This window comes from Mesorhizobium sp. WSM4871, assembly GCF_055811295.1.
In genome coordinates this window covers 132,111-158,323 of the sequence record NZ_JBVVPU010000008.1, presented here as the reverse complement: position 1 = coordinate 158,323, position 26,213 = coordinate 132,111, and the positions used below count along the sequence as shown (strand labels likewise).

The window sequence follows — 26,213 nt, the reverse complement described above, 5'->3', positions numbered from 1 at the left end:
TGCCGGAACCTTCTCCCCGTGAACGGGGAGAAGGAGCTAACGGCCGAAGGCCGAGCCCGCGACTGCGGGCCGCCGGTCGTCCGGCGCATCCGCGCAGAGCCCGCCGCGGCAGCGGCGATACGGCCCGTGAGCGAAAACTATGCCGCCTTCTTCTTCGGCTGGATCAGTCCCCGCTCGACCAGCAGCTCGGCGATCTGCACCGCATTGAGCGCTGCGCCCTTGCGCAGATTGTCGGAGACGATCCACATCGACAGGCCGTTGTCGATGGTCGAATCCTCGCGGATGCGCGAGATGAAGGTGGCGTCCTCGCCGGCCGATTCCAGCGGCGTGATGTAGCCGCCGTCCTCGCGCTTGTCCAGGACCTGGCAGCCCGGCGCGTCGCGCAGGATATCGCGCGCCTCGTCGGCGGTGATCGGCTTTTCGAACTCGATGTTGACCGCTTCCGAATGGCCGATGAACACCGGCACCCGCACGCAGGTCGCCGTCAGCTTGATCTTGGGATCGAGCATCTTCTTGGTCTCGGCGACCATCTTCCACTCTTCCTTGGTGAAGCCGTCGTCGAGGAAGACGTCGATATGCGGAATGACGTTGAAGGCGATGCGCTTGGTGAACTTCTTGACGTCGACGGTATCGGCGACGAACACGGCCCGCGTCTGCGTGAACAATTCGTCCATGCCTTCCTTGCCGGCGCCCGACACCGACTGGTAGGTGGCGACGACGACGCGCTTGATGGTGGCGAAATCATGCAGCGGCTTCAGCGCCACGACGAGCTGCGCCGTCGAGCAGTTCGGGTTGGCGATGATGTTCTTGCGGGTAAACAGCGAGATCGCGTCCGGGTTCACTTCCGGCACGATCAGCGGCACGTCCTGGTCGTAGCGGAAGGCCGACGAATTATCGATGACGACGCAGCCCTGCTTGCCGATCTTCGGCGACCATTCCTTGGAGACGTTGCCGCCGGCCGACATGATGCAGATGTCGGTGTCGGAAAAGTCATATTGGTCGAGCGCCCTGACCTTCAGCGTGCGGTCGCCGAACGATACTTCCGTGCCCTGGCTGCGCCGCGAAGCCAGCGCCACAACTTCGCTCACCGGAAAGCCGCGCTCTTCCAGTATGTTGAGCATTTCCCGGCCCACATTGCCCGTGGCGCCGACGATCGCTACCTTGAAACTCATAAAGTTCTCCTGTCCCTCTCCACTCGGTTTTTGGAGAAAACCCGCCGGCTGATGCGGGCCTCAACCCCCGGGCCGGACCCGGGAGAGGGTGGTTAGGCCAAGGGAATCACACCGTTTTGGTGGTGGTTTTGGCCATAGTTTTGCTGGAACGAGGAGACGCGGCAACGCACCCGGCCCAATGATTTGCATTGTGGCCGGGGAAGTCGACTGCAAGGAACGCCATCAAAAGGCCGCGCATCGAAAACTTTCCCGTTCGGTGCCGGCTTTTACGCGCTTTGCGTAAAGAGTCAATTGCGACGAGGCACTGCGCTTGCCCTGTACAATGATGGCGGCACGAAGTACGAACGGCGGGACCGTCCGGCTCATTGAGCGTCTCAGCGCCCGCCGACGAAAGGCCCAATCGCCGGGCACAGAAGTATCCGAATTCCGAAAGAGCAAGATGTCCAATTTCGATAGTATTGTTCCTGCGCTGGCAACCGCGCTGGAAAAACGCGGCTATGTCGCGCTGACGCCGGTGCAGAAGGCGGTTCTGGCGCCGGAGCTCGGCGAGGCCGATGCACTGGTTTCGGCCCAGACCGGCTCCGGCAAGACCGTCGCTTTCGGTCTCGCTTTGGCGCCGACGCTTCTCGGCGGCGCCGAGCGCTTCGCACAGGCCGCTGCACCCTTGGCTCTGGCGGTGGCGCCGACACGGGAGCTCGCCCTGCAGGTGACGCGCGAACTGGAATGGCTTTACGAGCTGACCGGCGCCACGGTGGCGTCCTGCGTCGGCGGCATGGACATGCGCACCGAGCGGCGCGCACTCGAGCGCGGCGCTCATATTGTCGTCGGCACGCCCGGACGCTTGCGCGACCACATCACCCGGCACTCGCTCGACATGTCGGCGCTGAAGGCGGTTGTGCTCGACGAGGCCGACGAGATGCTCGACCTCGGCTTTCGCGAGGATCTCGAATTCATCCTCGACGCCGCCCCGGCCGAGCGCCGCACCTTGATGTTTTCGGCTACCGTGCCGCGCTCGATCGCCACGCTGGCCCAGGGCTATCAGCGCAATGCGGTGCGCATCTCGGCCGCCGGCGAGGAAAAGCAGCATCTCGATATCGAATACCGGGCACTGGGCGTCGCCCCGGCCGATCGGGAGAACGCCATCATCAATGTGCTGCGCTATTACGAGGCGAAGAACGCGCTGGTGTTCTGCAACACCCGCGCCGCCGTCAATCATCTGACCGCGCGCTTCAACAACCGCAATTTCTCCGTCGTGGCCCTGTCCGGCGAGCTCAGCCAGAACGAGCGCAGCCACGCGCTGCAGGCGATGCGCGACGGCCGCGCCAAAGTCTGCATCGCCACCGATGTGGCGGCGCGCGGCATCGACCTGCCGAACCTCGAACTGGTTGTCCATGCCGACCTGCCGACCAACCCGGAGACGCTGCTGCACCGCAGCGGGCGCACCGGCCGGGCGGGGCGAAAAGGCGTCAGCGCGCTGATCGTGCCCAACAGCGCCCGCCGGCGCACCGAACGCCTGCTGCAAAGTGCCGGCCTGACCGCCGCATGGGCGAGCCCGCCCTCGGCCGACGACGTGCTCAGGCGCGACGACGAGCGCATCCTGGCCGATCCGTCCTTCGAGCAGCCGGTGGGCGATGACGAACGCGGCTTCGTCGACACGCTTCTGGAAAGACATGGCGCCGAACTGGTGGCGGCCGCTTTCGTGCGCATGTGCCGCTCCAGCCGCTCGGCGCCCGAGGATCTCCTCGATGTCGCGCCATTCACCCCGTCCGGCGAGAAGTTTGCGCGCCGCGAGGAAACGCCCAGCCGCCGCGACGATTTCGGCGCCAGCGTCTGGTTCTCGCTATCGGTCGGACGCCGGCAGAATGCCGAACCGCGCTGGCTGATCCCGATGCTGTGCCGCACCGGCAGCATCACCAAGCGCGAGATCGGCGCCATCAAGATGCAGCCGGAAGAGACCTTTGTGCAGATATCGGCCGACTGGGCCGACCGCTTCCTCGCCGCGATCGGGCCGGATCGCAAGCTGCAGAACAACATCGTGGTGAAGCGGCTGGACGGCACGCCCGACCTGTCGCGCGCCGGCTATCAGCCGCCAAGGCCCGACAAAAAGCCGCACCGCGGCAAGGGAGCGTTCGATCCGAACGCGCCCCAAGCTGCTCACAAGCCGAAATTCGAAAAGCGTGCGCCGGCCGGACAGCGCGACCCCGGTTCGTTCGAGGCAAAACCCTGGGCGAAGAAGCCGGGCAAGCCGAAGTTCGAGACCAGCGGTGCGCCGAAACACAAGAAATCCAAGAAGCGGCCGGGTTAGACGTGCCGGTGACCTGGCAAAGCTGATGCCCGTTTTCGCGCTCACCTCTTGCGATCCGCCGCAACTCTGGACAGTCTGGGCGAGACGCGAATGGGGGTGGGCAAAGCATGCGCGGCGAGGTTCTTCACTATGACGAGACCCAGGGCTTCGGTTTCATCACCGGAGCCGATGGCAATCGCTACGGTTTCGCGCGCGAGAACCTGCGCCGCGAGACGTCGATATCCAAGGGCGCGCTGGTCGAGTTCCAGCCAGGTGGCGGAAAAGCGCGCGACGTCTTTTCGATTCCCGCCCAGACGGCTGCGGCCGGTGCTCCTGCTGCGCCCGCACCGTCTCAGCCCGGCCATGCGCCCGAAACACCCAAGTCGCAACATTTCGGCCGGTCCGCCGAGAACGAGCCGGCTGCGGCCACCGGATTATGGGATTACTTCTGGCGGGGTCTGACCGAGAATTACTTCAACTTCGCCGGTCGCGCCCGCCGCCAGGAATATTGGGGCTATTGCCTGTTCTGGACGATCGCTCTGCTGGTGATTGGCGGCATCGGCGTCTTCATCGACGACGCCATGGCCAATCTCGACGAATTGCCGGCGGTGACGGTCGGCCTTTGCGGCCTCTTCCTGCTGGCGACATTCCTGCCATGGCTCGGACTCAACGTGCGTCGCCTGCACGATATCGGCCTGACCGGCTGGCTCGTCCTGCTTGTTCTGGTCCCGACCTTCGGCAGCCTGATCATTCTGGTCTTCGCGCTGATCCCAACCCAAGCACGCGAAAACCAGTGGGGGCCAGTGCCGGCCAGCGTAAGGGCGCAGTAGTGCACCGCCATCTCGCACAGCATGACGGCAGTGCCGCCGCATCGCCGGTCGTCGCCCAGCGGACGTCGACCGTCATGGGATCAGCCCAGGAACTTGGCGATAATCGCGTCGCCCATCTCGACGGTCCCGACCTCGGTCATGCCTTCGGACATGATGTCCTTGGTCCGCAGCCCATCGTCGAGCACGGCGGCAATCGCGCCTTCGAGCTTGTCGGCTTCCGCCACCATGCCGAAGGAATAGCGCAGGCACATGGCGAAGGAAGCGATCATGGCGATCGGGTTGGCGATGCCCTTGCCGGCGATATCTGGCGCCGAGCCATGCACCGGCTCGTAGAGCGCCTTGCGCTTCTTGGTCTTCGCGTCAGGCGCGCCGAGCGAGGCCGAAGGCAGCATGCCGATCGAACCGGTCAGCATGGCGGCGATGTCGGAGAGCATGTCGCCGAACAGATTGTCGGTGACGATGACGTCGAACTGCTTCGGCCAGCGCACCAGCTGCATGCCGCCGGCATCGGCCAGCATGTGGTCGAGCTTGACGTCGGCATAGCGCGCCTGGTGGGTCTGGCTGACGACCTCGTTCCACAGCACGCCCGACTTCATCACGTTGCGCTTTTCCATCGAGGTGACGTGGTTCTTGCGGGTCCGCGCCAGCTCGAAGGCGACGCCGGAAATGCGCTCGATCTCGAACGTGTCGTAGACCTGGGTGTCGATGCCGCGCTTCTGGCCGTTGCCGAGATCGATGATCTGCTTCGGCTCGCCGAAATAGACGCCGCCGGTGAGCTCGCGCACGATCAGTATATCGAGCCCCTCGACCACTTCCTGCTTGAGCGAGGAGGATGCCGCCAGCGCCGGATAGCAGATCGCCGGCCTGAGATTGGCGAACAGCTCCATGTCCTTGCGCAGCCGCAGCAGCCCGGCCTCCGGGCGCACCTCGTAAGGCACCGCGTCCCATTTCGGCCCGCCGACAGCGCCGAACAGCACGGCGTCGGCCGCCATCGCCTTTTCCATGTCGGCATCGGAGATCGCCGCGCCATGCGCGTCGTAGGCGCAGCCGCCGACCAGCCCCTCGTCGGTAACAAAACCGCTGCCGAGCTTGTCGTTCATGGCTGATATCAGCTTCTTCACTTCGGCCATCGCCTCGGGGCCGATGCCGTCGCCGGCAAGCAGGAGAAGATTTTTCGAAGCCATGGAGAACCGTCCCAATATTGTTTGGAGAAACCGCGGCCTTGCTAAACGCCAAGCGCCCGGGGCGCAAGCCTGCGCATGGGAAGCGTGGTCACCGATGCGAGAGAATGTTGACCAGCCTGTCGAACGGATCGCGCACAAAGAAGCGCCGCACGCCCCAGGGCTCGTCGGCCGGTCCGTATTCGATGGCAAAGCCGGCGGTCTTCATAGCGTCGAGCGCCGCATCGACATCGTCGACCTCGATCGACAGATCCGGCACCGGCGTGCCGGAGCCGCCCTCGGCCATGAAGCTGATCTGCACGGTCATCGTCTCCTGCGAGCCATAGGTGGCGATCCAGCCCAGATCCATCTTGAGATCGAGGCCGAGCACATCCTGGTAGAAACGCTTTGCCGCAGCGATATCCTGCGTGTCTATGTTTGCAACGATGCGCCGGACTTTCATCGGGCCGTCCGCCGCAGGGCCGTGACTTCAATCTCGATCTTCATCTCCGGTCTGTTGAGCTGGCAGACGATCATCGTCGCCGCCGGCCTGATCTCGCCAAAGGTCTCGCCGAGGATGGGGAAGACGATATCCACGAAGGCCTGGTCGGTGATGTAGTAATGCGCCCGCACCACATCGGCCATCTCGAAGCCGCCATCTCCGAGCGCCTTGGCGATCGTCGCCAGGCAATTGCGCGTCTGCGCCTCGACCGACTCCGGCATGGTCATGGTGGCATAGTCGTAACCGGTCGTTCCGGAGACGAAACACCAGTCGCCCTGCACCACCGCGCGCGAATAGCCGGCGGTCTTTTCGAACGGCGAACCGGTGGAGATGAGTGTGCGCATGGTGCCTCCCGGTGGTTGCGACTATTTTGCAGGGAAGACGCTGATCCCGCCATAGGCCAAAACAGATGGATAGGCGGTGCAATATCTCCGATGTCGGCGGAGCGGCTCCTCTGCCGGGCGTTCGTCGTTCGGAAAGCGGACCATTCCTTGGCCCCGCAAGGGGAGGGCGGCAATTTCGACGGCCGCTGCAATTTCTGCTTGCATTAAGGAACAAAAACAGAACTATATAAGTATCCGCGAGGGCAGTCGCAGTAACTCCGGGGGGAGGACCAGCACCATGTCATGCCACACCGACGCGCTGGCGCGCGCATTTGTTGCGGGGCTTTTGCGCGTGCCGATGTTGGCGCTGGTACTCGCGGGGATTGTCGTGCCTGGCGGAATGAGCAGTTCGGCACATGCCGCCGGCAAGGATTATGCTGCCTGTTTCAGCGACGGCAAGGTCGGCGCCGACGCGCAGATCGCCGCTTGCACCGCTATTGCCGAGGACAAAAACGAGATCCCCGATTTGCGCGTGAACGCCTATTTCGTGCGCGGCCTGACCTACACCCAGAAGAACGATGTCGATCATGTCATCGCCGATATGACCGAGGTGGTCACGCTCGATCCGACTTACACGCGCGCTTTTACCAATCGCGCCATTGCCTGGCAGAGCAAAGGCGACTTCGATCAAGCCGTTGCCGACTATACGCGCGCGATTGCGCTCACGCCGGACGATGGCAGCCTCTATGTCGATCGCGCCAGGGCGCTCGGCAGGAACGGCGAGCACGATAGCGCCATTGCCGATTGCGACAGGGCGATCGACATCGACCCCGCCAACGAAATGGCCTATGGCGTGCGCGGCATTGCCTGGGAAGGCATGGGCGACGCGGCGCGAGCCCAGGGCGATTACGACAAGGCACAGAGTGTGCGAACGGACCCTGTCACACCTTACCATGACCGCGCCCTGTCATGGATCGCCAAGGGCGAGCGCAAGCGCGCCGAAGCCGACTGCGAGTATATTGCCGGGGTCGACGTGGACAAGGGGCGCGATTGCGCGCGTCTGATTGTCGAGGCTTTGGGTAAACCGGACGGCGATGGCGGTTCGGGCGCCGCTTCCGCCCAAAATGCGGCCGGAGTGGAATGGCAGGACAAGGGTGACCCTACCCGCGCCATTGCCGCGTTCGACGAGGCGATCCGGCTTGATCCGGCAAATTCCGCTTTCTACTTCAACCGCGCCAAGAGCTGGGGCTTGAAGAAAGACTATGCGCGCGCTCTTGCCGATCTGGATGAAGTCGTCCGCCGCGACCCGACCGACGCCCAGGCTTACCGGGTACGCGGCATGACGATGGCCCGGGTCGGCAATTCAAGGGAGGCGTTTGCCGATCTAGACAAAGCTATCTCTTTGAAGCCGACCGATCCAAAGTCGTACTTTATCCGGGCCCTCGTCTGGGAGGCGAGCGATCCGGACAAGGCAATCGCCGATCTGGACCGGGCCATCGCGCTCGATCCAACCAACGCAGATTACCGCAAGGAAAGGCTCAGCGTCCAACTCGACAAGCGCAGGGTAAGTCCTAAAGCCGGGGAAGCAACCGACCTTGCGGCCAGCCAGGCCTATGATGCAGGCGGAGCCGCCGACACGCCGGCCGCGCCGCAAGCGGCCAAGCCGGCCGCACCTCCCGCATACGAGCCGCTGCAACTCTACCCCAAGAAGGAGGATCATTCCGAACTCGTTGCCTGGAATCTGAAACGAGGGTTGGAGCAACAGGTCCAGGGCGATGTCGGCGGCGCAATCGATAGCTTCAGCTTTGCGATCCAGTTCGACCCCTACAACGCCGAAGCGTTTTACAACCGGGCGCTTGCCGAAGCGTCGCAAGGCAACGACGCCCTTGCCGCCGCCGACTGCAGGCGCGCCGTCGACCTCGACCCGAAGCGGGCGGGCTCCTGCAACGAACGCGCGCCGGACGAACCAGCCGAATCGGCCGTCGTGAAGGCAAGGAACCCGGCGGCTGCAAAAGTCCTGATCGAGCGCGCCGAGACGCGACTTGCAGAATATAGCGCCAGCGGCGCGCTTCTCGATCTAGCAAAGGCGATCAGCCTCGACCCGGACAATGCCGACGCCTATCTCGTCCGCAGCCGCGCAAGGGCGTTGAACGGCGACGAAGCCGGGGCCGCGGCGGATTGCCGGCGCGCCACCGAACTCGATCCGAAGCGGGCGGGAGCCTGCGGCGAACAGGTTGCCGGCGGTGAGCGCGGACTGCCCCCGCAGCCGGACAGGCAACCGGCGAAGCCGCAAGCGCCCACTCCGGATATCATGGCCCCGGACGACATGTTGGCGGCAAAGGCCCTGGAGGCGAAGGACCCGCGCGCGCTGGAAGCGGTGCTTGGCGGTGATGCCTTCCTGGGCATGGGAAAATACGACGAGGCGATCGGCGCCTATGATCAGGTGATCGCGCTCGATCCCAACAACCGCTTCGGCTATTTCGGCCGCGGCAGGGCCTGGACCGCCAAACGCGACTACGGCCGAGGGATCGCCGATTACGACAAGGCCATCCAGCTCGCTCCTAATTTCACCGAAGCCTATTTTTGCCGCGGTCTCGCCAAGGTGACTTCCGGCGACGCCGATGGCGCGCTCGCCGATTGCGACCGGGCCGCAACGCTCGAGCCGAAGGTGCGCGACGCTCACTATTGCCGGGGCATGGCGTGGCACGCCAAGGGCGACGCAGGGCGCGCAATCGCCGCCTATTCGGTGGCAATCGGGATCGATGCGAAGGATGACGCCAGCTATTACGCGCGCGGCATGGCGCGGGCCGACCAGAAGGACTATGACGGCGCCGGCGCCGACTTCGACCAGGCCATAAAGCTCAACCCTGGCAGTCCAGAGTATGCGGTCGCCCGCAAGGCGGCGGTGGCTGCGCTGGCAGAAGGTGGTGGCGCGCCGGACGCCGTCGAGTCGGAGTCGAAAAACCTCAAGGCTTTCATCGATCGTGGCGATGCCTTCTACGACAAAGGCAAATACGATCGCGCCATCGCCGAATACGGCAAGGCGATTGCGCTCGATCCGAGAAAAGCCGCGGCCTTTATCGGCCGCGGCACGTCGCTTATCCAGAAGGGTATGTACGACGCAGCCATCAGCGACTTCGGCAAGGTGATCGAATTCTATCCCGGCTATCTAGACGCTTATATCGGCCGCGCCGTCGCGTGGACCAACAAGAACGAACTGGAGCGCGCCATCGCCGACTACAGCCTCGTGATCGAACTCAAACCGCAATATGCGCCTGCTTATTTTGCGCGTGGCAGCGTCTGGTTCACCAAGGGCGACTACGACCCGGCGATTGCCGACTTCGACCAGGCGCTGAAGCTCGATCCAAAGATGGCCCCCGCCCGCAAGGGCCGCAAGTTGGCGATGGTGGCAAGAGACGGAGCGAACGCATCGAAGATGCCGGGCAAGGCCGCTGGCCGGGCGGGCGAGCAAGCGACCAGGCCGAGTTGGACTTCGCTGGCCGCGCAGACGTTCAACAAGGGTCGAGCGCTGCATGAGAGGGACGACTATGACGGCGCCATAGCCCTTTACGACAAGGCGATTGCGCACTTTCCGGCATTCCATGATGCCTATCTGGCCCGCGCCATGTCATGGGAGGCCAAGGGCGATTACGCTCATGCCGTGGCTGATTACAGCCAGGCGATCGCGCTCAACCCGAATCTTGCCGATACCTACTATGACCGCGGCCAGAACCGCGGTTTCCAGGGAGATTACGACGGGGCGCTTGCGGATTACGACAAGGCCATCACTCTCAATACCAAGGACGCAAGGATCTATGCCGATCGGGGTCTCATATGGATGGGCAGACATGAGGACGCCGCAGCACTGCGCGATTTCGAAACGGCGCTCAGCCTCGATCGCAAAAACCCCTTTGCCTATTTGGGCCGGGGCGTGATTCGGATCAGCAAGGCGGACTATGACGGGGCCATCGCCGATTTATCCCAGACGATAAAGCTCAAACCGGATTTTGCCGCGGCCTATAAGGTGCGAAGCAGAGCGTGGGACGCCAACGGCAATCACAAGCGTGCCGAGGCCGACCGCAAAAAGGCATTGAGCCTTGGAGCGAAGTAAGGCTTGGCTTTTCGAACGACGAACACCCGGAGCGGCAGCGAAGGGCTGAGGCCGGCAGCACAGAGCGATGGAGAGGATCACGACAAACTGCTTTTCCAGCAGCCGTGCCGCTGGCCGAACCCTTCGCGTCTTCGTCAATCCGATGGCGAAGCACGAAGGCGCAGGGTCACCGACCTAATTTGCCGACCCCAGCGCCTTGTCCAGCGCCTCCTTTATGTCGGCCGGCCAGGTCTTGACCGCAGGCCACGCATCCGGCTCGGGTTTGTCGCCTTGCCGGGCGAAATAGAGCGTGTGCCTGGCCGGGTCGACGGCCATGAAGCCGTTGCTGCCGCCGCAAGCATGCGGCACGCAGCCGGTGGCGTAGAACGCGCCGGACGCCGTCTTCTCGGTGCCGCCGCCGACCAGCAGGCTGGTCGCCATTTCGGGCATCGTATCGCCAAGCAGTTTTTCGGCCGCCTTGTAGACGGCCTCATTGTGGAAGGCATCGATGATGTTGTCGTATTTTGCCGGGTCGACGTCCTTCCAGTCGGTGCCGGGCTCCGGCATGTAGGCGAGATTTCCCGAGATCGTCAGCCCCTCGGTGGGTGACCATTGCAGCGCCGGCTTCGAATCGCCCGGCAGGAGATAGGGCACGAAGTAAATGGCGTTGTCGGATACGGCCGCCGGCGGCGCGCCGCATTCATCCTGCTCGACGGTGGTGGTCTGGATCGTGCCGCCTTCCGGTTTCCAGACGATCACCTTGGCCGGCCCACACTGGTTCCCGCCGTCGCCGACATCGACCAGAGCCACATCGACGCCGCCGACCTTGACGACCTTGTCGAAGAACACATCGTAGTTGCTCGCCAGCTGCTCGCCGTCATAGGCCAGCACCTTTTCGCCATACTCTTCCTGCTGGGTGATGGTCAGCCGCCCACCCTCGAACGGGATCGGTGCTTGGCTGTCACTCTCGGCCAGGGCCGCATTGGAGCTGCTCGACGCGTCCTGGTCGGCGGCGCCGCCGGACGAATCGTCAGCAGGCACGAGCACCGTGTCGGTCTGCGGATACGCGCCAGCCACCGGCATGAGAATCCATGCCAGCGCGCAGGCGCCGGCAACAAGCGAACGTGTCATGACTGTCCCTCCGTTCAGCCGCCACGAACCCGGCCTGCCGCGCCCGGGTTTCATCGCATCGCTCAGGCCCAGGGGCGCAGCTCGGCGTTCTTCTTTTCGAACGAGGCGATGGCGCCGGCCTTCTCCATGGTCAGGCCGATGTCGTCGAGGCCGTTCAACAGGCAGTGCCGCTTGAAATCGTCGAGGTCGAACTTGACCACGCCGCCGTCCGGCCCACGGATCTCCTTGGCTTCGAGATCGATCGACAGCGTCGCGTTGGAGCCGCGCGAGGCATCGTCCATCAGCTTTTCCAAATCCTCCGGGCTGACGGTGATCGGCAGGATGCCGTTCTTGAAGCAGTTGTTGTAGAAGATGTCGGCGAACGAGGTCGAGATGACGCAGCGAATGCCGAAATCGAGCAGCGCCCAGGGCGCGTGCTCACGGCTCGAGCCGCAGCCGAAATTGTCGCCGGCGACCAGGATCTGCGCCTTGCGGTAGGCCGGCTTGTTGAGCACGAAGTCTGGATTTTCCGAACGATCATCCTTGTAGCGCATCTCGGCGAACAGGCCGGTGCCGAGCCCGGTGCGCTTGATCGTCTTCAGATAATCCTTGGGGATGATCATGTCGGTGTCGACATTGACGATCGGCATGGGCGCCGCGACGCCGGTGAGCTTGGTGAATTTTTCCATGGTCTTTGCCCGAGTTTCGTTGCGGGGATTTGCTGGGGCCTGGTTTACACAAAGCCACGGGCAAATAAAAGCCAACTGTTTGTGCACAGCCGCGGAGCAAAGGGCGAGCAAAAAATGGCTTCGAAATCGCTGCTCCTTGCTGCAATCTGGCTGCCATGAGCGAACAGCACGTCCTCTATGCCAGCGAGCCGGCCCTCGACGCGGCCGAGTTCCGCCGCGTGCTGGTGGAATCCGGCCTCGGCGAGACGCGCCCGGTCGATGACGAACCTCGGCTGAAGGCGATGCTTGCCGGCGCCAACCTGGTGCTGACGGCGCGCCTCGACATCGAAGGCAAGCCCTTGATCGGCGTCGCCCGCGGCGTCACCGACTTCTCCTGGGTCTGCTATATTTCCGACCTTGCCGTTTCCCGGTCGGCGCAGGGGCTCGGCGTCGGCAAGGGCCTGATGGACGAGGCACGCCGGCAGCTCGGACCATCGGTCGCCATCAGCCTGATATCCATGCCCGACGCCGTCGGCTTCTACGAGCGCATCGGCATGAAGCGCATGGCGGACGCCTTCTGGTTCGGCCGCAAGGGCTGACGGAGCGGGCTGGGCTGCAGGCACATCTGGATGCGGGCCAGGCGGGTTGCGGCTTAACCCATCTTCGTCATCCTGGGGCGAAGCGAACGCGAAGCGGAGCGAAGACCCCAGGATCCATGCCGTGATGTCGAAGCGTCGCGGGGGTGCAGAACTTTATACGCGGGTCGGCGCAGCCTTCATTCTGCACCGCTAACGCCTCAGGGCAGTAGTAACGGCATGGATTCCAGGGTCTTCGCGACGTCGCTTCGCTCCTGCTCCGCCCTGGAATGACGAAGGAACAAGGCGCCGCGCCAGCCTCAAATCACATTCAACTCCCGAAACGCCCTTCCCTCCGCAACGCGCTCATACCCGAACGCCGAGCAATCCACCGTCCTGTAGCTGCCATGCACGATCAGCTCGGCCAGCCCCTTGCCGACCGCGGGCGCCTGCTGCAGGCCGTGGCCGGAAAACCCGTTGGCGAACAGGAAATTCGTCAGCTCAGGATGTGGCCCGATCACCGCGTTCTGGTCGAGCGTATTGTAGTCGTAATGTCCGGCCCAGGCGCGTGTCGGCTTGATCGCCTCGAAGGCCGGGATACGGGTCGCCAGCACCGGCCAGATCACCTCTTCGAACAGCGGCCAGTCCGGCTCGAAATCCTTGGGATCGGCCGGACCATCGCCCTCTTCCGGCTCGGCGCCGCCGGTGATGTAGACCGAGCCTTCCGGCCGGACATAGATACCGCTGGGATCGACCAGCAGCGGCATGTCGGCATATTTCTCGCGCGCCTCGAAGACGAAGACGTTGCGCTTGCGCGGCTCGACCGGCAGCGAAAGCCCGGCCATGCCGGCCACCTTGCCGGCATTCGGCCCGGCGGCGTTGATGACGATGCCGGCTTCGAGCTTCTCGCCATTGTCGAGGCTGACGCCGGTGACGCGATCGCCCTGCCGCGCGATGCCGGTGACATCGGCCGTGATGAAATCGATTTTTTTCTCGCGCAGCGCCTTGCGGAACAGCATCAGCATCGCATGCGCGTCGAACCAGCCCTCGCCGCTGCGGCCATAGGCGCCGGCGGTGATGCCCTCTGCCGACAGCCACGGAAACCTGCGCGTGAGCTGCTCGGCATCCTCGAGCACGATGTCGGCGCCCTCGGCCATCTGCGCCTCGTGATTGGACTTGAGGATCGGCAGGCCGTTCTCGCCGGCCAGGATGAGATAGCCGCCTTCGCGAAAGCCGATATCGGCATCGGCGCCAAAAACCTCCGTCAGCCGCCGGAACAGTTTCAGCGTGAACTGCGACAGACGGATGTTTTCCGGGATGGAAAACTGCTGGCGGATGGAGGCGCAGGACAGCGTCGTCGCCGCATGGGCGAATTGCGGGTCGCGCTCGACCAGCGCGATCGAGCCCGAAAACCCTTCCTCGCGCAGATAATAGGCGATCGACGAGCCGACGATGGCCCCACCGATGATGACGATGTCGTAGCGCACTTTTTTCTCCGATCCGCCGATCGCATCCTTCATGCGGCCGGCAAGGTGATCTCGAAGCGCGTGCCGCGCCCGGAGTCAACCAGCCGGATCGTGCCATCATGCGCTTTCAGGAGGGCCAGCACGATACCGAGCCCCATGCCGGTGCCGCCGGAATCGCGGCGCGTGGTGAAGAACGGCTCGAAGATGCGGTCCCGGTTGCTCGGCGAAATGCCGGCGCCGTCGTCGCTCACCAGAACCGTCGCCTTGCCGCCCGCGCTGCTTGCCGCGAGCGAAACCGCGCTCGCACCGTGGCGCGCCGAATTGTCGATCAGATTGGCAAGCACGATCGCCGCGTTCTCGCCCGAGATGCGCAGGCCGGTCTCACCACCCGCCTCGACATGGACCGCCAATCTTTTGTCCACGGGCAGCAGCGCCAGTGCTGCGCCGATCGATGTGGTCTCGCCGCTGGGGGCGAGGTTTTCGGCGCGCGCCAGGTCGAGCAGGCGGCGCACCAGAAGATTGAGCCGCCCGGCATCGGTGACGATGTTGTTTGAAAACCGTTTGCGCTCGACCTCGTCCATGGCGGCGCCCGAATCGCGCAGCAGCTCCGCCGCGCCCTGGATCGCCGTCAGCGGCGATTTGAGCTCGTGCGAGACATGGGTGGCGAAGGTCTGGATGCTGTCGGAGCGCGCATGCAGCTTTTCGGCCATGTCGAGGAAAGCCGCCGAAAGCTCGGCCATCTCGCGCGTGCCGTGATGGTCGAGCGGCCTGATCGCCGTGCGGTCGCCGGCGGCGATCCGCTCTGTCCGCTCCATCAGCGCGTAGATCGGCCGGCTGACGGTGCGCAGGAAGACGAAGGCGATGAGCAGTGTGCCGCCGAGAATGGCGATGGCCGCGAGCGTAACCTTGCCGCGCTCGCCATAGAGATGCTTGACGATGTTGTTCGGTGTCCGCGACAGATAGATGACGCCGGCGACCTTGCCGGCCACGGCAACCGGCATGGCGACGAAGACGCGGACTTTCGTCCCCCGGCTGACCGAATAGAGCGGTGGCGCCGGCTGGTCGGGGATCCGCAGCCTGAGCTCACTGGCGTAGCGGCCGGAAAGCGCCTCGCGCACCTCCGCGACCTCGGCGAGCGACTGGCCAACCTCCTCGCGCCCGGCAATGACGACGCCCCTGGGATCGAGCAGCCGGAAGCCGGCCAGCGTGGTTTTCTGTGTCTCGGCAAGGATGCCCGACAGACGCGAACCGATCGCCGCGAAGACTGGGTCGAGACTGGCGGCGACGGCCGCAGGTCGGGTCGGCAGGACAGTGTCGGAGGCGAGATCGAGGCTCGGCTCGATCGGCCGGTAGCGGGAGGCGAGCTCGCTGCTCCTGCCTGGATATTCACTCTCTTCCGCGGGTATCGGAGCGCCAAGCCGTTCGACCGGAATGCCGGCCTCGCGCACATCCTGCGCATAGATGGCGGCGAGCACCGCGCCCTGCGCGATCAGCTCGGCCTCGGTCTGGCGGATCAGCTGGTTCTCGTAGAGCCTGAAGAAGAACAGGCCGACCAGCGGCAGCGCCATCACCATGATCAGGATGGCGACGACGATCATGGCCAACCGTGGCCGCCATTTGGTGCCGATCCATTTTTGCGCGCTCACGCGCCGCATTTGCCGAGCCGGAAGCCGACGCCGTGCACGGTCTCGATCGCATCCTCGCAGCCGGCCGCCGCCAGCTTGGCGCGGATGTTGCGGATATGGCTGTCGACGGTGCGGCCGGCGACATGGATATTGCCGGCATAGGCGCTGGCCATCACCGTCTCGCGGTCGAGCACGTGCGCCGGGCGCGCCAGAAACCCTTTCAGGATCGAGAATTCGATCGCGGTCAGCGCCAGCGTCCTGCCGTCGAAACTGGCGGCGTGGCTGGCCGGCGCCAGAGTGAGCCTGCCATGCGAGAGATGCCGGTCGTCGATCTCGACAGGCGCCGGGCGGGCGCGCCGCAGGATGACGTTGACGCGGGCGACCAGTTCGCGCGGGCTGAACGGCTTGGTGACATAGTCGTCCCCGCCCATTTCCAGCCCGAGGATACGGTCGATCTCTTCATCACGCGCGGACAGGAACAGCACCGGCACATCGGATCGCTGCCTGAGCCGGCGGCACACTTCCAGCCCGTCCATCTCGGGCATGCCGATGTCGAGCACGACGAGATCGGGCGCGTGGCGCTCGATCGCCTGCAGGGCGGCGGCGCCGTCGGCGACGGGAAGCGTCTTCATCCCCGCTTTTTCCAGCGCAAAGCAGATGATCTCGCGGATATGCGGGTCGTCGTCGGCGACGAGAATGTGATGCGGCATCAATCAGGGACCCGACAGGGGACGTTCGAAGCGATCAGGAACCACGAACGGCCCGTGCGTGTCGAGATAGGCATCGAGCCGCCAGTTGCGAAAGCTCCATGCCCGCCAGTTTTTCTGCACCATGCGATAGGCGGCCTTGTTTGCTTCATGCCGCTCCACAAGGTTCAGCAAGGCGGTAACCGACGCGGTGTCGGTGGCGATCGACCTGCCCTGATGCTCGATGAAGCGATCGAGAGCCGGGAAGGCGCCCGGACCCAGCGCATGCAGATACCCGACATCGAGCGAAGTGCCCCTACCGGTCATTTCGAGACAATGGTCGACATTGTAGTTGGCGATCAGCGCGGCGAAGTTGATGTAAGAGCAGGCATAAAGCGTCGCCGAAAGCGTCAGAAGATTGGCCGAAGAGAGCCATTGATTGGGTTTTTCCAGCACGATGCGGGCGATGATCAGGGCAAGGCCCACCGCTACCAGCCCCATCCAGACGAAGGCGGCGACGCGCCAGTAGGTCAGCGCATAGATGCCGATATAGAGGTCGAGCCGCAGGATCGACGAAACGACCAGCGCGATGTTCTGCGCCACCCAGGCATAGACCAGGGTGCGGATCAGCCGATCGCCTGACGTCGCGCTGCCGGGCCTCAGCGCCGCCAGCACGAAGCCGGCGGCGAGCAGCGCCGTGACGATCAAAGGATAGGCGCCGCGATGCGCATAGGCGGCATAGGTCAGGCCATCGGGGAGTGCCGCGCCGCCCCAGAGATAGGCGGCGTCGAGCCCGGTCTGCACCGCAAACAGGATGTTGAAGACGATGAGCGCGCGCAAAATGGCGGCCTTGCCGAAGACGATGTCCTCGATCGTGGTGGCGGCTTTTGCCGACGGCGGCGCGTTGGCGGCCGGCGCCAGACGCGGAATGCGCCTGGCAAGGCGCGGAAGGCGCGGCCGCAGGAAGGCCCAGACGCCGGCAAGCACGATCAGCCAGAAGAACAGCCGCGGCAGCTGGATGAGCTTGAGCAGGGCGAAGAGGTCGATCAGCGAAAGCCAGTATTCGATGACCGGATTGGCGGCGCCGAACAGCGCCAGGAACACCGCGCCAAGCACCAGCGGCATGATCCAGACGGCGATTGCCGCGAAGCGGATGCGGCGCTGGCCAAGCTGCCGCGCCGCCCTGCGCCAGCGCAAGAAGTCATGGACGAACCGGAAGGGCGTGGCGAGCGCGAACGCCAGGAGCTGGCCGGCAATGCGGGCAAGGCTTCGCCGCAGCCGCCGGGTGAGCGAAAGCGCAAAGACGGCCAGAGCCGCAAGCCCGATCGAGACGGACAGGACGCTGACGTTCTCGATGAGCGGCAGCAACGCGACCAGCAGTGCGGCGGGCTTCCGCCAGACCCTGATGTCGCTGAGAGCCGAAGGATGCACGGCAACGATCGCACCGGCGATCAGCATGGCGAACAGGAAGAAATTGATGCCGGCGGGCTGGCCGTAGAAGAGGAAATCCGCCAGTGCGGCAAGCAGCACGGCGACGCCGAAGCGGCTGCAATAGCTCGGCGTGAGATACGATGTCATGGCAGGACTTTCGTGATCGCCCGGCCGGGATATCGCGGCACGGGCGTTGGGATGAAAGGGAGGAGGGCGGCGAGAGGGTGAGACCCGGGTGGGTCGGCAAGCCACCAGCCTTCGTTTCGGAGCCGATACGGCAGCCGCCAGCGGGGATTTTCTTGATCTTGCATGCCCGCCTCTTTCGCGTGCCGGCAAGGACGCGGCAGGGCGGACCGGAGGAGATTTTCTGCAAGGGCGTGCAGTTTTCGTGCAGGCAATCGCTTTAGGTGCAGGCGATGTCGGTGAAGCTGCCAATCTCCCCCCTTGCGGGGGAGATGCCCGGCAGGGCAGAGGGGGGGTGCTGTCCCGCCGACGTATCAACCAAATCGCAGCCATGCCTTCAGGTTGAATCTCGGTTGGGAATGCTCAAGCCGAAGTAGCGATCCTTCCCACCCCCCTCTGTCCTGCCGGACATCTCCCCCGCAAGGGGGGAGATCGGATGCGGCTTCGGCTTTCGCCAATCACCAACGCCGGCGGAGATTCGAACCCGAAGCAATTGCCTGCATGCTTGCCTCAGCCGGCCTCAGGCGGCATAGATCGGACATGACGCAAACCTATCGCCCGCGCCGCTCGGTGCTCTACATCCCGGCCTCGAACGACAAGGCGCTGGCCAAGCTGCCGTCGCTGGCCTGCGATGCCGTCATCATCGATCTCGAGGATGCCGTTGCTGCGGCCGACAAGATTTCCGCGCGGGAAAGACTGGCTGGCATTTTCGCCAACCGTCCCGGGCGTTGCGAGATGATCGTGCGCATCAACGCGCTGTCCAGCGAGTGGGGCGCCGATGATCTGCTGGCCGTGGCCAAGTGCGAGCCCGACGGCATCCTTCTGCCCAAGGTCGGCACGCCGCGCGACATCCTGGAAGCCGGCGATGTGCTCGACGACAATTTTGCCCCGGACGAGGTCAAGCTCTGGGCAATGATCGAGACGCCCAAGGCGCTGCTCAACATCGGCGCCATCGCTGAACTCGGCCGCGATCCGGCCTCGCGACTTGTTTGTTTCGTTGCCGGAACGAATGATCTGGTCAAGGACACCGGCATTCTCGCCACGCCGGACCGGCGCTATCTCGTGCCGTGGCTGATGCAGATGGTGCTGGCCGCGCGCGCCGGCGGCCTCGATATGCTCGACGGCGTGTCCAACGATTTTCGCGACCTCGATGCCTTTGCGCGCGAATGCACGGAAGCGGCCGCAATGGGCTTCGACGGCAAGTCGCTGATCCATCCGGCCCAGATCGAGGCGGCGAACCGCGCCTTTGCGCCGTCCGCCGAGGAAGTGGCCGAAGCGCGCGCGGTGAAGGATGCCTTTGCGCTGGCGGAGAATGCCGGCAAGGGCGTGATTGCGCTGAACGGCAAGATGGTCGAGCGGCTGCACCTGGCGCAGGCCGAAAAACTGCTGGCAAAGGCCGCCGCCATCGGGGCATGATCGAGCATGATCCCGAACCAAACGACAGGATCGAAGAATGAAACTCTACCGCTTTTTGTCCGCTCCGGACGATTCCAGCTTCTGCCACAAGGTGACGGCGGCGCTGAACAAGGGCTGGCACCTGTTCGGCTCGCCGACCTATGCCTATGACAAGAAGACCAAGTCCATGCGCTGCGGCCAGGCCGTGGTGAAGGATGTCGAGGGCCAGGAATACGGGCCGGACACCAAGCTCAGCGACTGGTAGGCGGCCGTACTAAGCACATCCCTTCGAATGCCAGCAGGACAGAGGGGGGTGCGAAGGAATGAGACGCCACTTCTCGACCTGCGCGCGGCACTCAAGCACTCGTTACTCAGCCGCCTCTTCGATCTTCTCCATATCGTCGTCCGACAGGCCGAAATGGTGGCCGATCTCGTGGATCAGCACATGGGTGACGATGTCGCCCAGCGTCTCCTCGTTCTCCGACCAATAATCGAGGATGGCGCGGCGGTAGAGCGTGATGCGGTTCGGCCCCTCGCCGGTCTGCGGATTCCAGCGTTCGGCGATGCCGCGCCCCTCGAACAGGCCGAGCAGGTCGAAGGGCGTTTCCAGCGACAGATCGTCCATGATCTCGTCGGTCGGGAATTCGGCGATCTGGATGACGATCTCGCCGGTCAGCTTGCGGAAATCCTCTGGCAGATGGGCATAGGCCTCCAGCGCCAGGAACTCGATTTCCTCCATCGACGGCGAAAGCTCGGCGTGCCAGGTGCGGGTCTTGTAGATGCGGGCCATGCTTTGTCCTTTCCCGGGCATATAGGCTTTCGCACCGGGCGAGGCAAATGACCAAGACGCTCCGTAGGCGAGGGAGAGACAGGAATAAATTCCCCATGACTCCGCTTGACTCTTCGATCCCCCTCTGGAATCTATAAGAACATAACAGGAACAATTGTGAGTGGAAGCTGACCGTCATGGCGATGAACGCCGTGGCGCGGGAGACTGTTTTTGCCCTGCGCCGCCAGATCGCGAAGATCGAGGGAACGTTGCCCGAGCGCCTGCAGGCGCCGGTCGGCGCGGCCCCGGTTGGCTCGCCGCCTGACGAGGATGCACGGGATCTGACCATTGTCCGGCGCGGCCTTGCGGTGGCGCCGCCCGATGCCTTCCTGCGCACCGCCGAGCCTCTCGATGCCGCGCTCGGCGGCGGCCTGCCGAAGGCGGCGCTCAGCGAGATCCATGGCGCTGAAACCCGTGACGCCGGAGCTGTCGCCGGCTTTGCCCTTTCGCTTGTCAGCCTGATCCTGAAGCAGCAGCAGCCGCGCTTGCCCATCCTGTGGATCGGCACATCGGAAATTTTTCGCGAGGCCGGCTTTCCCTATGCCAGGGGGCTTCAAACCTCCTTCGGCATCGAACCCGGAGAATTGCTGTTTTCCGAGGCGCCGCGGCTTGTCGATGCTTTGTGGGTCGCCGAGGAGGCCGCGAGGATGACGGCGCTCTCCGCCGTCATCCTTGAAATCCGTGGCAGTCCGCAGCGGCTGGACCTCACCGCGACACGGCGCCTGCATGCCCGCGCGCAAGCGGCCGGCCGGCCGGTGTTCCTGCTGCGCCAGGCCGGCGAGGCCGAACCGACCGCCGCGCCCGTGCGTCTCATTGTGTCTACAGCCCCTTCCGCAAGCCGCGCGACGATCGCCGGGCCGCTCGCCGGCTCGATCGGCCGGCCCGCCTTCACCGTCGGCATCGGCAAGAGCCGCACCGCCTTGCCTGGCCAATTCACACTGGAGTGGAACCCCGATGACCATGTTTTCGAGCAAAGAAGGGCCGGGGAGGCAAAGGATCCTGTCCCTGTGGTTCCCGCATCTGGCCGCCGAAAGGATCCTGCGCCAGCGTCTGGGACGGTCGTGGCGTTCGCGGCCGTCGGATCACCTGCCGCCATCTCACCCACCGCTCGTGATCAGCCATCGCGACCGCAACGCCCAGCGCATATCGGCCCTCGACGAGCGGGCTGAGGCGCTTCACCTGAAGCGCGGCATGGGCATTGCCGATGCGCGCGCCATGCATCCCTCGATCGATGTCGTTGAGGCCGATCCGCAGGCCGATCGCCGCCTGCTCGAAGGCCTTGCCGACTGGTGCGACCGCTACACCCCGCTGGTGGCGATCGATGGGATCGACGGCCTGTTCCTCGATGTCACCGGCTGCACCCATCTGTTCGGCGGCGAACGCGCGATGCTGGACGACATCCTGTCGCGCTTTTTCCATCAGGGTTTCGACGTCCGCGCCGGCCTTGCCGCCACGCCCGGTGCGGCGTGGGCGGCGGCGCGGTTTGCCAGTGACCACATCGTGCGGAGCGGCGAGGAGGAGGCGCTTCTTTCCCCCTTGCCGCTGGCCGCGCTGCGCATTGAGCCCGATATCCGCGCCAGCCTGGAAAGCGTCGGCCTGCGCACGGCGGGCGCCGTCATGGCAGCGCCCCGCGCGCCGCTCGCCCGCCGCTTCGGCGCAACGCTGCTCTTGCGCCTCGACCAGGCGCTCGGCCGCCTCGACGAGGCTGTCTCGCCGCGCCTGCCGGTGGCGCCGCTTTCGGTCGAACGCCATCTCGCCGAGCCAGTCATGCTGACCGACGAGATAGAGCGGCTGGTGAGCCTGCTGGCGACGACACTGAAGGCCGATCTCGAGCGCCGCGGCGAGGGCGCGAGACGGCTGGCGCTGCTGCTTTTCCGCGTCGACGGCGCCGTCAGCCGCATCGCTGTCGGCACGTCGCGTCCCTTGCGCGAGCCACTGCTGATCCAGAAACTGTTCCACGAAAGGCTGGCCGCGCTCGAACAGGATATCGATGCCGGCTATGGCTTCGACCTCGTGCGTCTCTGCGTGCTGTCGGCGGCGGCCTTCGACATGCAGCAGGCGGACCTGACCGGCGAGACGGACGATTGCGACGCCGATATCGCGCTGTTCGCCGACCGCATCCGCGCCCGCCTCGGCGACGGCGCTGTCCTGCGGCCGGTCACTGTCGAGAGCCATCTGCCGGAGCGCGCCGTCGCCACTGTGCCTTTCTCCGAAGTCCCGCAAAGGACCTCGCCGCCGAGGAAGCCGGTCAGAAATCCGCCCATGACCATCTATCCGCCGGCCACGATCTACCCGCGGGAACGCCCGATCCGGCTGTTCCGTTCGCCCGAGCCGATCGAGGTGCCGGCCACCGAGATGCCTGAGGGACCGCCGATGAATTTCCGCTGGCGGCGGGCCTTGTATCGCGTGGCGCGCGCCGAAGGGCCCGAACGCATCGCGCCGGAATGGTGGCGGGGGCAGGGCGGCGAGGACGCGCCGACCCGCGACTATTTCCGCATCGAGGACAGCGACGGCCGCCGCTACTGGCTCTACCGCCAAGGCCTTTACGGCGTCTCTCAAGTGCCGCCGCGCTGGTTCATGCATGGGGTTTTCGCATGAACGCGCTGACCATCGTTCCCTATGCCGAATTCGGCATCCAGTCGAATTTCTCCTTCCTGCGCGGTGCCTCCAAGCCGGAGGAACTGGTGGTCGCGGCCAAGTTCCTCGGCTTCTCCTCGATCGGCCTGGCCGACCGCAACACGGTGGCCGGCGTCGTGCGCGCCTGGCAGCAGGCCAAGGTGGAGAAGCTGCCTTACCATCCCGGCTGCCGCCTGGTTTTTGGCGACGGCACGCCCGACATTCTCGCCTATCCGCAGGACCGCAAGGGCTGGGGTCATCTCTGCCGCATGCTGACGCAAGCCAATCTGCGCGACGAAAACGAGAAGGGCGCGACCCTTTTGCAGCGAAGCGACCTTCTTGAATGGGGTGACCTGCTGTCGCTGGCTGTCCTGCCAGAATTGACATCGGGCGCCGATGATGGTCTTGCATTGCTTAGCCGGCTTAAGGATCGCTTCGGTGGGAACCTGCGGCTTGCCGTTGCACCGGATTATCGCGGCAATGACCGCTTCCGCATCGAGCAGGCGGCGGCGATGGCCGAGGCATCGGGCGTGCCGCTGATGGCGACCAACGACATCCTCTATCACAGCGCCGAGCGGCGGCCGCTGCAGGACGTGCTGACGGCGATCCGCCTCAACATGCCCGTTGGCGAGGTCGGGCTGGAGCTGGCCGCCAATGCCGAGCGTCATCTGAAGCCCCCGGTCGAGATGGCCCGCCTGTTCCGCCGGCATCCGCAGGCGCTGGCGGAAACGCTGCGCTTTGCCGGCGAGCTGACCTTCTCGCTCAGCGACCTCCAGTACAACTACCCCGACGAGCCGACGGAATCGGGCCTCGGGCCGCAGGCCGAGCTCGAACGATTGGCCAGGGAGGGGGCCGCCACGCGCTATCCGGCGGGCGTCCCCGCTTCCGTAATGCAGCGCATTCGCGAGGAACTCGCTCTGATCGAGCGCCTGAACTACGCGCGCTATTTCCTGACCGTCCACGACATCGTCAAATTCGCCCGCAGCCAGGGTATTCTCTGCCAGGGGCGCGGTTCCGCCGCCAATTCGATCGTCTGCTTCTGCATCGGCATCACCGAAGTCGGACCCGACAGGATCGATACGTTGTTCGAACGTTTCATTTCCGAGGAAAGAAACGAGCCGCCCGACATCGATGTCGACTTCGAGCATGAGCGGCGCGAGGAGGTGATCCAGTACATCTATACGAAATACAGCGCCAAGCGCACTGCCCTGGCCGCGGCCGTCATCAGCTATCGCGGCCGCTCGGCGCTGCGCGAAGTGGCCAAGGCCATGGGCCTGTCCGAGGATGTCCGCAGCGCATTGTCCAGCTCGATCTGGGGCTGGTCGACCTCGGAACTCGGCGAGAAGGAAGCCCACGCCGGCGGCATCGACCGCACCGATCCGCTGGCAAGGCAGGTGATCGAACGCGCCAACGAGATCATGGGCTTCCCCCGGCATCTGTCCCAGCATGTCGGCGGCTTCGTCATCACCAGGGACCGGCTCGACGAGATCGTGCCCATCGTCAAGACGGCGATGGACGAGCGCAAGATGGTCGAGTGGGACAAGGACGATCTCGACGCGGTGAAGATCCTCAAGGTCGACGTGCTGGCGCTCGGCATGCTGACCTGCCTGCAGCGCGCCTTCGCCCTGCTTGAAAACCATTACCCCGATGCTCGCGACCCGTACGGCCAACCTTATGTGCTGGCTACCCTGCCGCCGGAGGACGGCCATGTCTACGACATGATCTGCCGTGCCGACACGCTCGGCGTCTTCCAGATCGAATCCCGCGCCCAGATGTCGATGCTGCCGCGCTTGAAGCCGCGCACCTTCTACGATCTCGTCATTGAAGTGGCGATCGTGCGGCCCGGCCCGATCCAGGGCGATATGGTGCATCCCTACCTGCGCCGCCGGCAGGGCAAGGAAGAAGCCGAGTACCCCAAGCCGGAGCTGAAGGAGATTCTTGGCAAGACGCTGGGTGTTCCGCTGTTCCAGGAACAGGCGATGAAGATCGCCATCGTCGCCGGCGGCTTCAGGCCGGGCGAGGCCGATGAATTGCGCCGCGCCATGGCCACTTTCAAGCGTACCGGCACGATCGGCAATTACCGCCAGCGCATGATCGACGGCATGATGAAAAAAGGGTACCGGAAGGACTTCGCCGAGCGCTGCTTCAAGCAGATCGAAGGGTTTGGCGAATACGGCTTTCCCGAAAGCCACGCCGCCTCCTTCGCTTTGCTGGTCTATGCCTCCTGCTGGTTCAAGACCTTCTACCCCGATGTGTTCTGCGCCGCGATCCTGAATTCGCAGCCGATGGGCTTCTACCAGCCGGCCCAGCTCGTCCGCGACGCGCGCGACCACGGCGTCGACATCCGCGAGGCCGACGTCAATTTCTCCGGCTGGGACTGCGCGCTGGAGGAATCGGCCTTCGATCCGGCCCGCACCCTTGCCCGCCATGCCGAAATGCGAGGCGTCATACGGACCAATCATGCCGTGCGGCTGGGTTTCCGCCAGATCAAGGGGCTTTCCAAGGACCGCATGGAGGTGTTTGTCCAAAGACGCGGCTCAGGTTACGAGACCGTCAGGGATGTCTGGCTGCGCTCGGGTCTCGACGTCGACGAGATCGAAAAACTGGCGCAGGCGGATGCCTTTCGCTCGATCGGCCTCGATCGACGCGCGGCCCTGTGGGCGGTCCGCGCGCTCGACGGCAAGAGCGCCGCCGAGAGATTGCCGCTGTTCGACCAGAAGCATATCCGCCTGCGCGATCTCGAGCCCGAGACGAAGCTGCCGAAAATGCCGCTCGGCGAGCATGTCATTCATGACTACCGTTCGCTCGGCCTGTCGCTGAAGGCGCATCCCGTCGCCTTCCTGCGTGAGCGGCTCGACCGGGTCGGGGTCACGCCCAATGCACGCCTTTCTTCGGTGCGCGATGGCCGGCGGGTCTCCGTCGCCGGCCTCGTGCTCGTGCGCCAGCGCCCGGGCACTGGCAAAGCGATTTTCCTGACGCTGGAAGACGAGCATTCGGTCGCCAACGTCATTTTCTGGGAACGCACCTTCACCCGCTACCGGCCCATCGTCATGGGCGCGCGCTTCGTAAAGGTCACCGGCAAGCTGCAGTCGGAATCCGATGTCATCCATATCGTCGCCGAGAAGATAGAGGATCTGACGCCCTGGCTGGCAACGCTATTGGAGGAAAACGCACCTGTCGTGCAGAACGACCGGCGGGATATCGCGACGCTGTCGGGAAAAGCGGAAAGGGTCATGCCCAAGGGGCGCAACTTTCAATAGAGGACCGA

The 26,213-nt window shown here is 64.6% G+C and carries 20 protein-coding genes; 9 read left to right on the top strand and 11 right to left on the bottom strand.

All coding sequences use genetic code 11. The features are described from left to right. Window positions 1-137: 137 nt before the first annotated feature. Window positions 138-1,172, bottom strand: coding sequence for an aspartate-semialdehyde dehydrogenase (locus AC0L2H_RS17885; protein WP_107651936.1), 1,035 nt, complete (start codon window positions 1,170-1,172; stop codon window positions 138-140). A 439-nt stretch (window positions 1,173-1,611) separates the two neighbouring features. On the opposite strand from AC0L2H_RS17885, the gene AC0L2H_RS17880 reads away from it, so the two are divergent. Continuing rightward, entirely contained in the window at window positions 1,612-3,477 is a 1,866-nt protein-coding gene (locus AC0L2H_RS17880; protein ID WP_473591436.1) for a DEAD/DEAH box helicase, read from the top strand. A gap of 107 nt (window positions 3,478-3,584) precedes the next feature. Further along, complete coding sequence (locus AC0L2H_RS17875; protein WP_473591435.1) at window positions 3,585-4,286, top strand: DUF805 domain-containing protein; 702 nt, start codon at window positions 3,585-3,587, stop codon at window positions 4,284-4,286. A gap of 80 nt (window positions 4,287-4,366) precedes the next feature. On the opposite strand, the gene leuB is transcribed toward AC0L2H_RS17875, so the two are convergent. The 3 genes from leuB to AC0L2H_RS17860 all read right to left on the bottom strand — a co-directional run bounded on the left by leuB (window position 4,367) and on the right by AC0L2H_RS17860 (window position 6,292). Continuing rightward, a complete protein-coding gene (gene leuB, locus AC0L2H_RS17870) occupies window positions 4,367-5,470 on the bottom strand; it encodes a 3-isopropylmalate dehydrogenase (RefSeq protein WP_473591434.1) in 1,104 nt (367 codons plus the stop codon). A gap of 88 nt (window positions 5,471-5,558) precedes the next feature. Then, window positions 5,559-5,909, bottom strand: a complete 351-nt coding sequence (locus AC0L2H_RS17865) for a VOC family protein (RefSeq protein ID WP_473591433.1) — start codon at window positions 5,907-5,909, stop codon at window positions 5,559-5,561. Further along, the gene (locus AC0L2H_RS17860) at window positions 5,906-6,292 is read right to left on the bottom strand and encodes a RidA family protein (RefSeq protein WP_473591432.1); all 387 of its coding nucleotides are present in this window, start codon (window positions 6,290-6,292) and stop codon (window positions 5,906-5,908) included. The genes AC0L2H_RS17865 and AC0L2H_RS17860 overlap by 4 nt, the downstream gene beginning before the upstream one ends. A 277-nt stretch (window positions 6,293-6,569) precedes the next feature. On the opposite strand from AC0L2H_RS17860, the gene AC0L2H_RS17855 reads away from it, so the two are divergent. Further along, window positions 6,570-10,382 carry a tetratricopeptide repeat protein gene (locus AC0L2H_RS17855; RefSeq protein ID WP_473591431.1) on the top strand — a complete coding sequence of 1,271 codons (3,813 nt, stop codon included), beginning with the start codon at window positions 6,570-6,572 and terminating at the stop codon, window positions 10,380-10,382. Between the two features lie 174 nt (window positions 10,383-10,556). Here the strand turns inward: AC0L2H_RS17855 and AC0L2H_RS17850 are convergent, their stop codons facing one another. Both AC0L2H_RS17850 and leuD read right to left on the bottom strand, forming a co-directional pair. Beyond that, the gene (locus AC0L2H_RS17850; protein WP_473591430.1) at window positions 10,557-11,492 is read right to left on the bottom strand and encodes a hypothetical protein; all 936 of its coding nucleotides are present in this window, start codon (window positions 11,490-11,492) and stop codon (window positions 10,557-10,559) included. A gap of 62 nt (window positions 11,493-11,554) precedes the next feature. Beyond that, on the bottom strand, window positions 11,555-12,160 hold the full coding sequence (leuD, locus tag AC0L2H_RS17845) for a 3-isopropylmalate dehydratase small subunit (RefSeq protein ID WP_473591429.1): 606 nt from the start codon (window positions 12,158-12,160) through the stop codon (window positions 11,555-11,557). Between the two features lie 155 nt (window positions 12,161-12,315). Between leuD and AC0L2H_RS17840 the strand changes: the two genes are divergently transcribed. Next, window positions 12,316-12,738, top strand: a complete 423-nt coding sequence (locus tag AC0L2H_RS17840; protein ID WP_473591428.1) for a GNAT family N-acetyltransferase — start codon at window positions 12,316-12,318, stop codon at window positions 12,736-12,738. Window positions 12,739-13,034: 296 nt separating this feature from the next. Here the strand turns inward: AC0L2H_RS17840 and AC0L2H_RS17835 are convergent, their stop codons facing one another. The 4 genes from AC0L2H_RS17835 to AC0L2H_RS17820 are packed head-to-tail and all read right to left on the bottom strand — an operon-like array spanning window position 13,035 to window position 18,069. After that, the gene (locus AC0L2H_RS17835) at window positions 13,035-14,201 is read right to left on the bottom strand and encodes an NAD(P)/FAD-dependent oxidoreductase (RefSeq protein ID WP_473591427.1); all 1,167 of its coding nucleotides are present in this window, start codon (window positions 14,199-14,201) and stop codon (window positions 13,035-13,037) included. Between the two features lie 29 nt (window positions 14,202-14,230). After that, window positions 14,231-15,835: a sensor histidine kinase gene (locus AC0L2H_RS17830; RefSeq protein ID WP_473591426.1), complete on the bottom strand. Its 1,605-nt coding sequence runs from the start codon at window positions 15,833-15,835 to the stop codon at window positions 14,231-14,233. Then, on the bottom strand, window positions 15,823-16,515 hold the full coding sequence (locus AC0L2H_RS17825) for a response regulator transcription factor (RefSeq protein WP_473591425.1): 693 nt from the start codon (window positions 16,513-16,515) through the stop codon (window positions 15,823-15,825). The genes AC0L2H_RS17830 and AC0L2H_RS17825 overlap by 13 nt, the downstream gene beginning before the upstream one ends. A 3-nt stretch (window positions 16,516-16,518) precedes the next feature. Further along, entirely contained in the window at window positions 16,519-18,069 is a 1,551-nt protein-coding gene (locus AC0L2H_RS17820) for a DUF4153 domain-containing protein (RefSeq protein ID WP_473591424.1), read from the bottom strand. A 576-nt stretch (window positions 18,070-18,645) separates the two neighbouring features. On the opposite strand from AC0L2H_RS17820, the gene AC0L2H_RS17815 reads away from it, so the two are divergent. Together AC0L2H_RS17815 and AC0L2H_RS17810 are read left to right on the top strand one after the other, a co-directional pair. Beyond that, window positions 18,646-19,521: an HpcH/HpaI aldolase/citrate lyase family protein gene (locus AC0L2H_RS17815; RefSeq protein WP_473591423.1), complete on the top strand. Its 876-nt coding sequence runs from the start codon at window positions 18,646-18,648 to the stop codon at window positions 19,519-19,521. A gap of 37 nt (window positions 19,522-19,558) precedes the next feature. Beyond that, window positions 19,559-19,765: a DUF1737 domain-containing protein gene (locus tag AC0L2H_RS17810; RefSeq protein ID WP_107651923.1), complete on the top strand. Its 207-nt coding sequence runs from the start codon at window positions 19,559-19,561 to the stop codon at window positions 19,763-19,765. 102 nt (window positions 19,766-19,867) lie between these two features. Here the strand turns inward: AC0L2H_RS17810 and AC0L2H_RS17805 are convergent, their stop codons facing one another. Beyond that, window positions 19,868-20,290 (bottom strand): metallopeptidase family protein, encoded by a 423-nt coding sequence (locus AC0L2H_RS17805; RefSeq protein WP_008873295.1) that lies wholly within the window; start codon window positions 20,288-20,290, stop codon window positions 19,868-19,870. A 176-nt stretch (window positions 20,291-20,466) separates the two neighbouring features. Between AC0L2H_RS17805 and AC0L2H_RS17800 the strand changes: the two genes are divergently transcribed. Genes AC0L2H_RS17800 through AC0L2H_RS17790 form a run of 3 tightly spaced genes read left to right on the top strand, consistent with a single transcriptional unit; the run spans window position 20,467 to window position 26,205 of the window. Then, window positions 20,467-21,498: an ImuA family protein gene (locus tag AC0L2H_RS17800; RefSeq protein WP_473591422.1), complete on the top strand. Its 1,032-nt coding sequence runs from the start codon at window positions 20,467-20,469 to the stop codon at window positions 21,496-21,498. Further along, on the top strand, window positions 21,440-22,927 hold the full coding sequence (locus AC0L2H_RS17795) for a DUF6504 family protein (RefSeq protein WP_473591421.1): 1,488 nt from the start codon (window positions 21,440-21,442) through the stop codon (window positions 22,925-22,927). Before AC0L2H_RS17800 ends, AC0L2H_RS17795 begins: the two co-directional genes overlap by 59 nt. Continuing rightward, window positions 22,924-26,205 carry an error-prone DNA polymerase gene (locus tag AC0L2H_RS17790; protein WP_473591420.1) on the top strand — a complete coding sequence of 1,094 codons (3,282 nt, stop codon included), beginning with the start codon at window positions 22,924-22,926 and terminating at the stop codon, window positions 26,203-26,205. The genes AC0L2H_RS17795 and AC0L2H_RS17790 overlap by 4 nt, the downstream gene beginning before the upstream one ends. The last annotated feature ends 8 nt before the right edge of the window (window positions 26,206-26,213 follow it).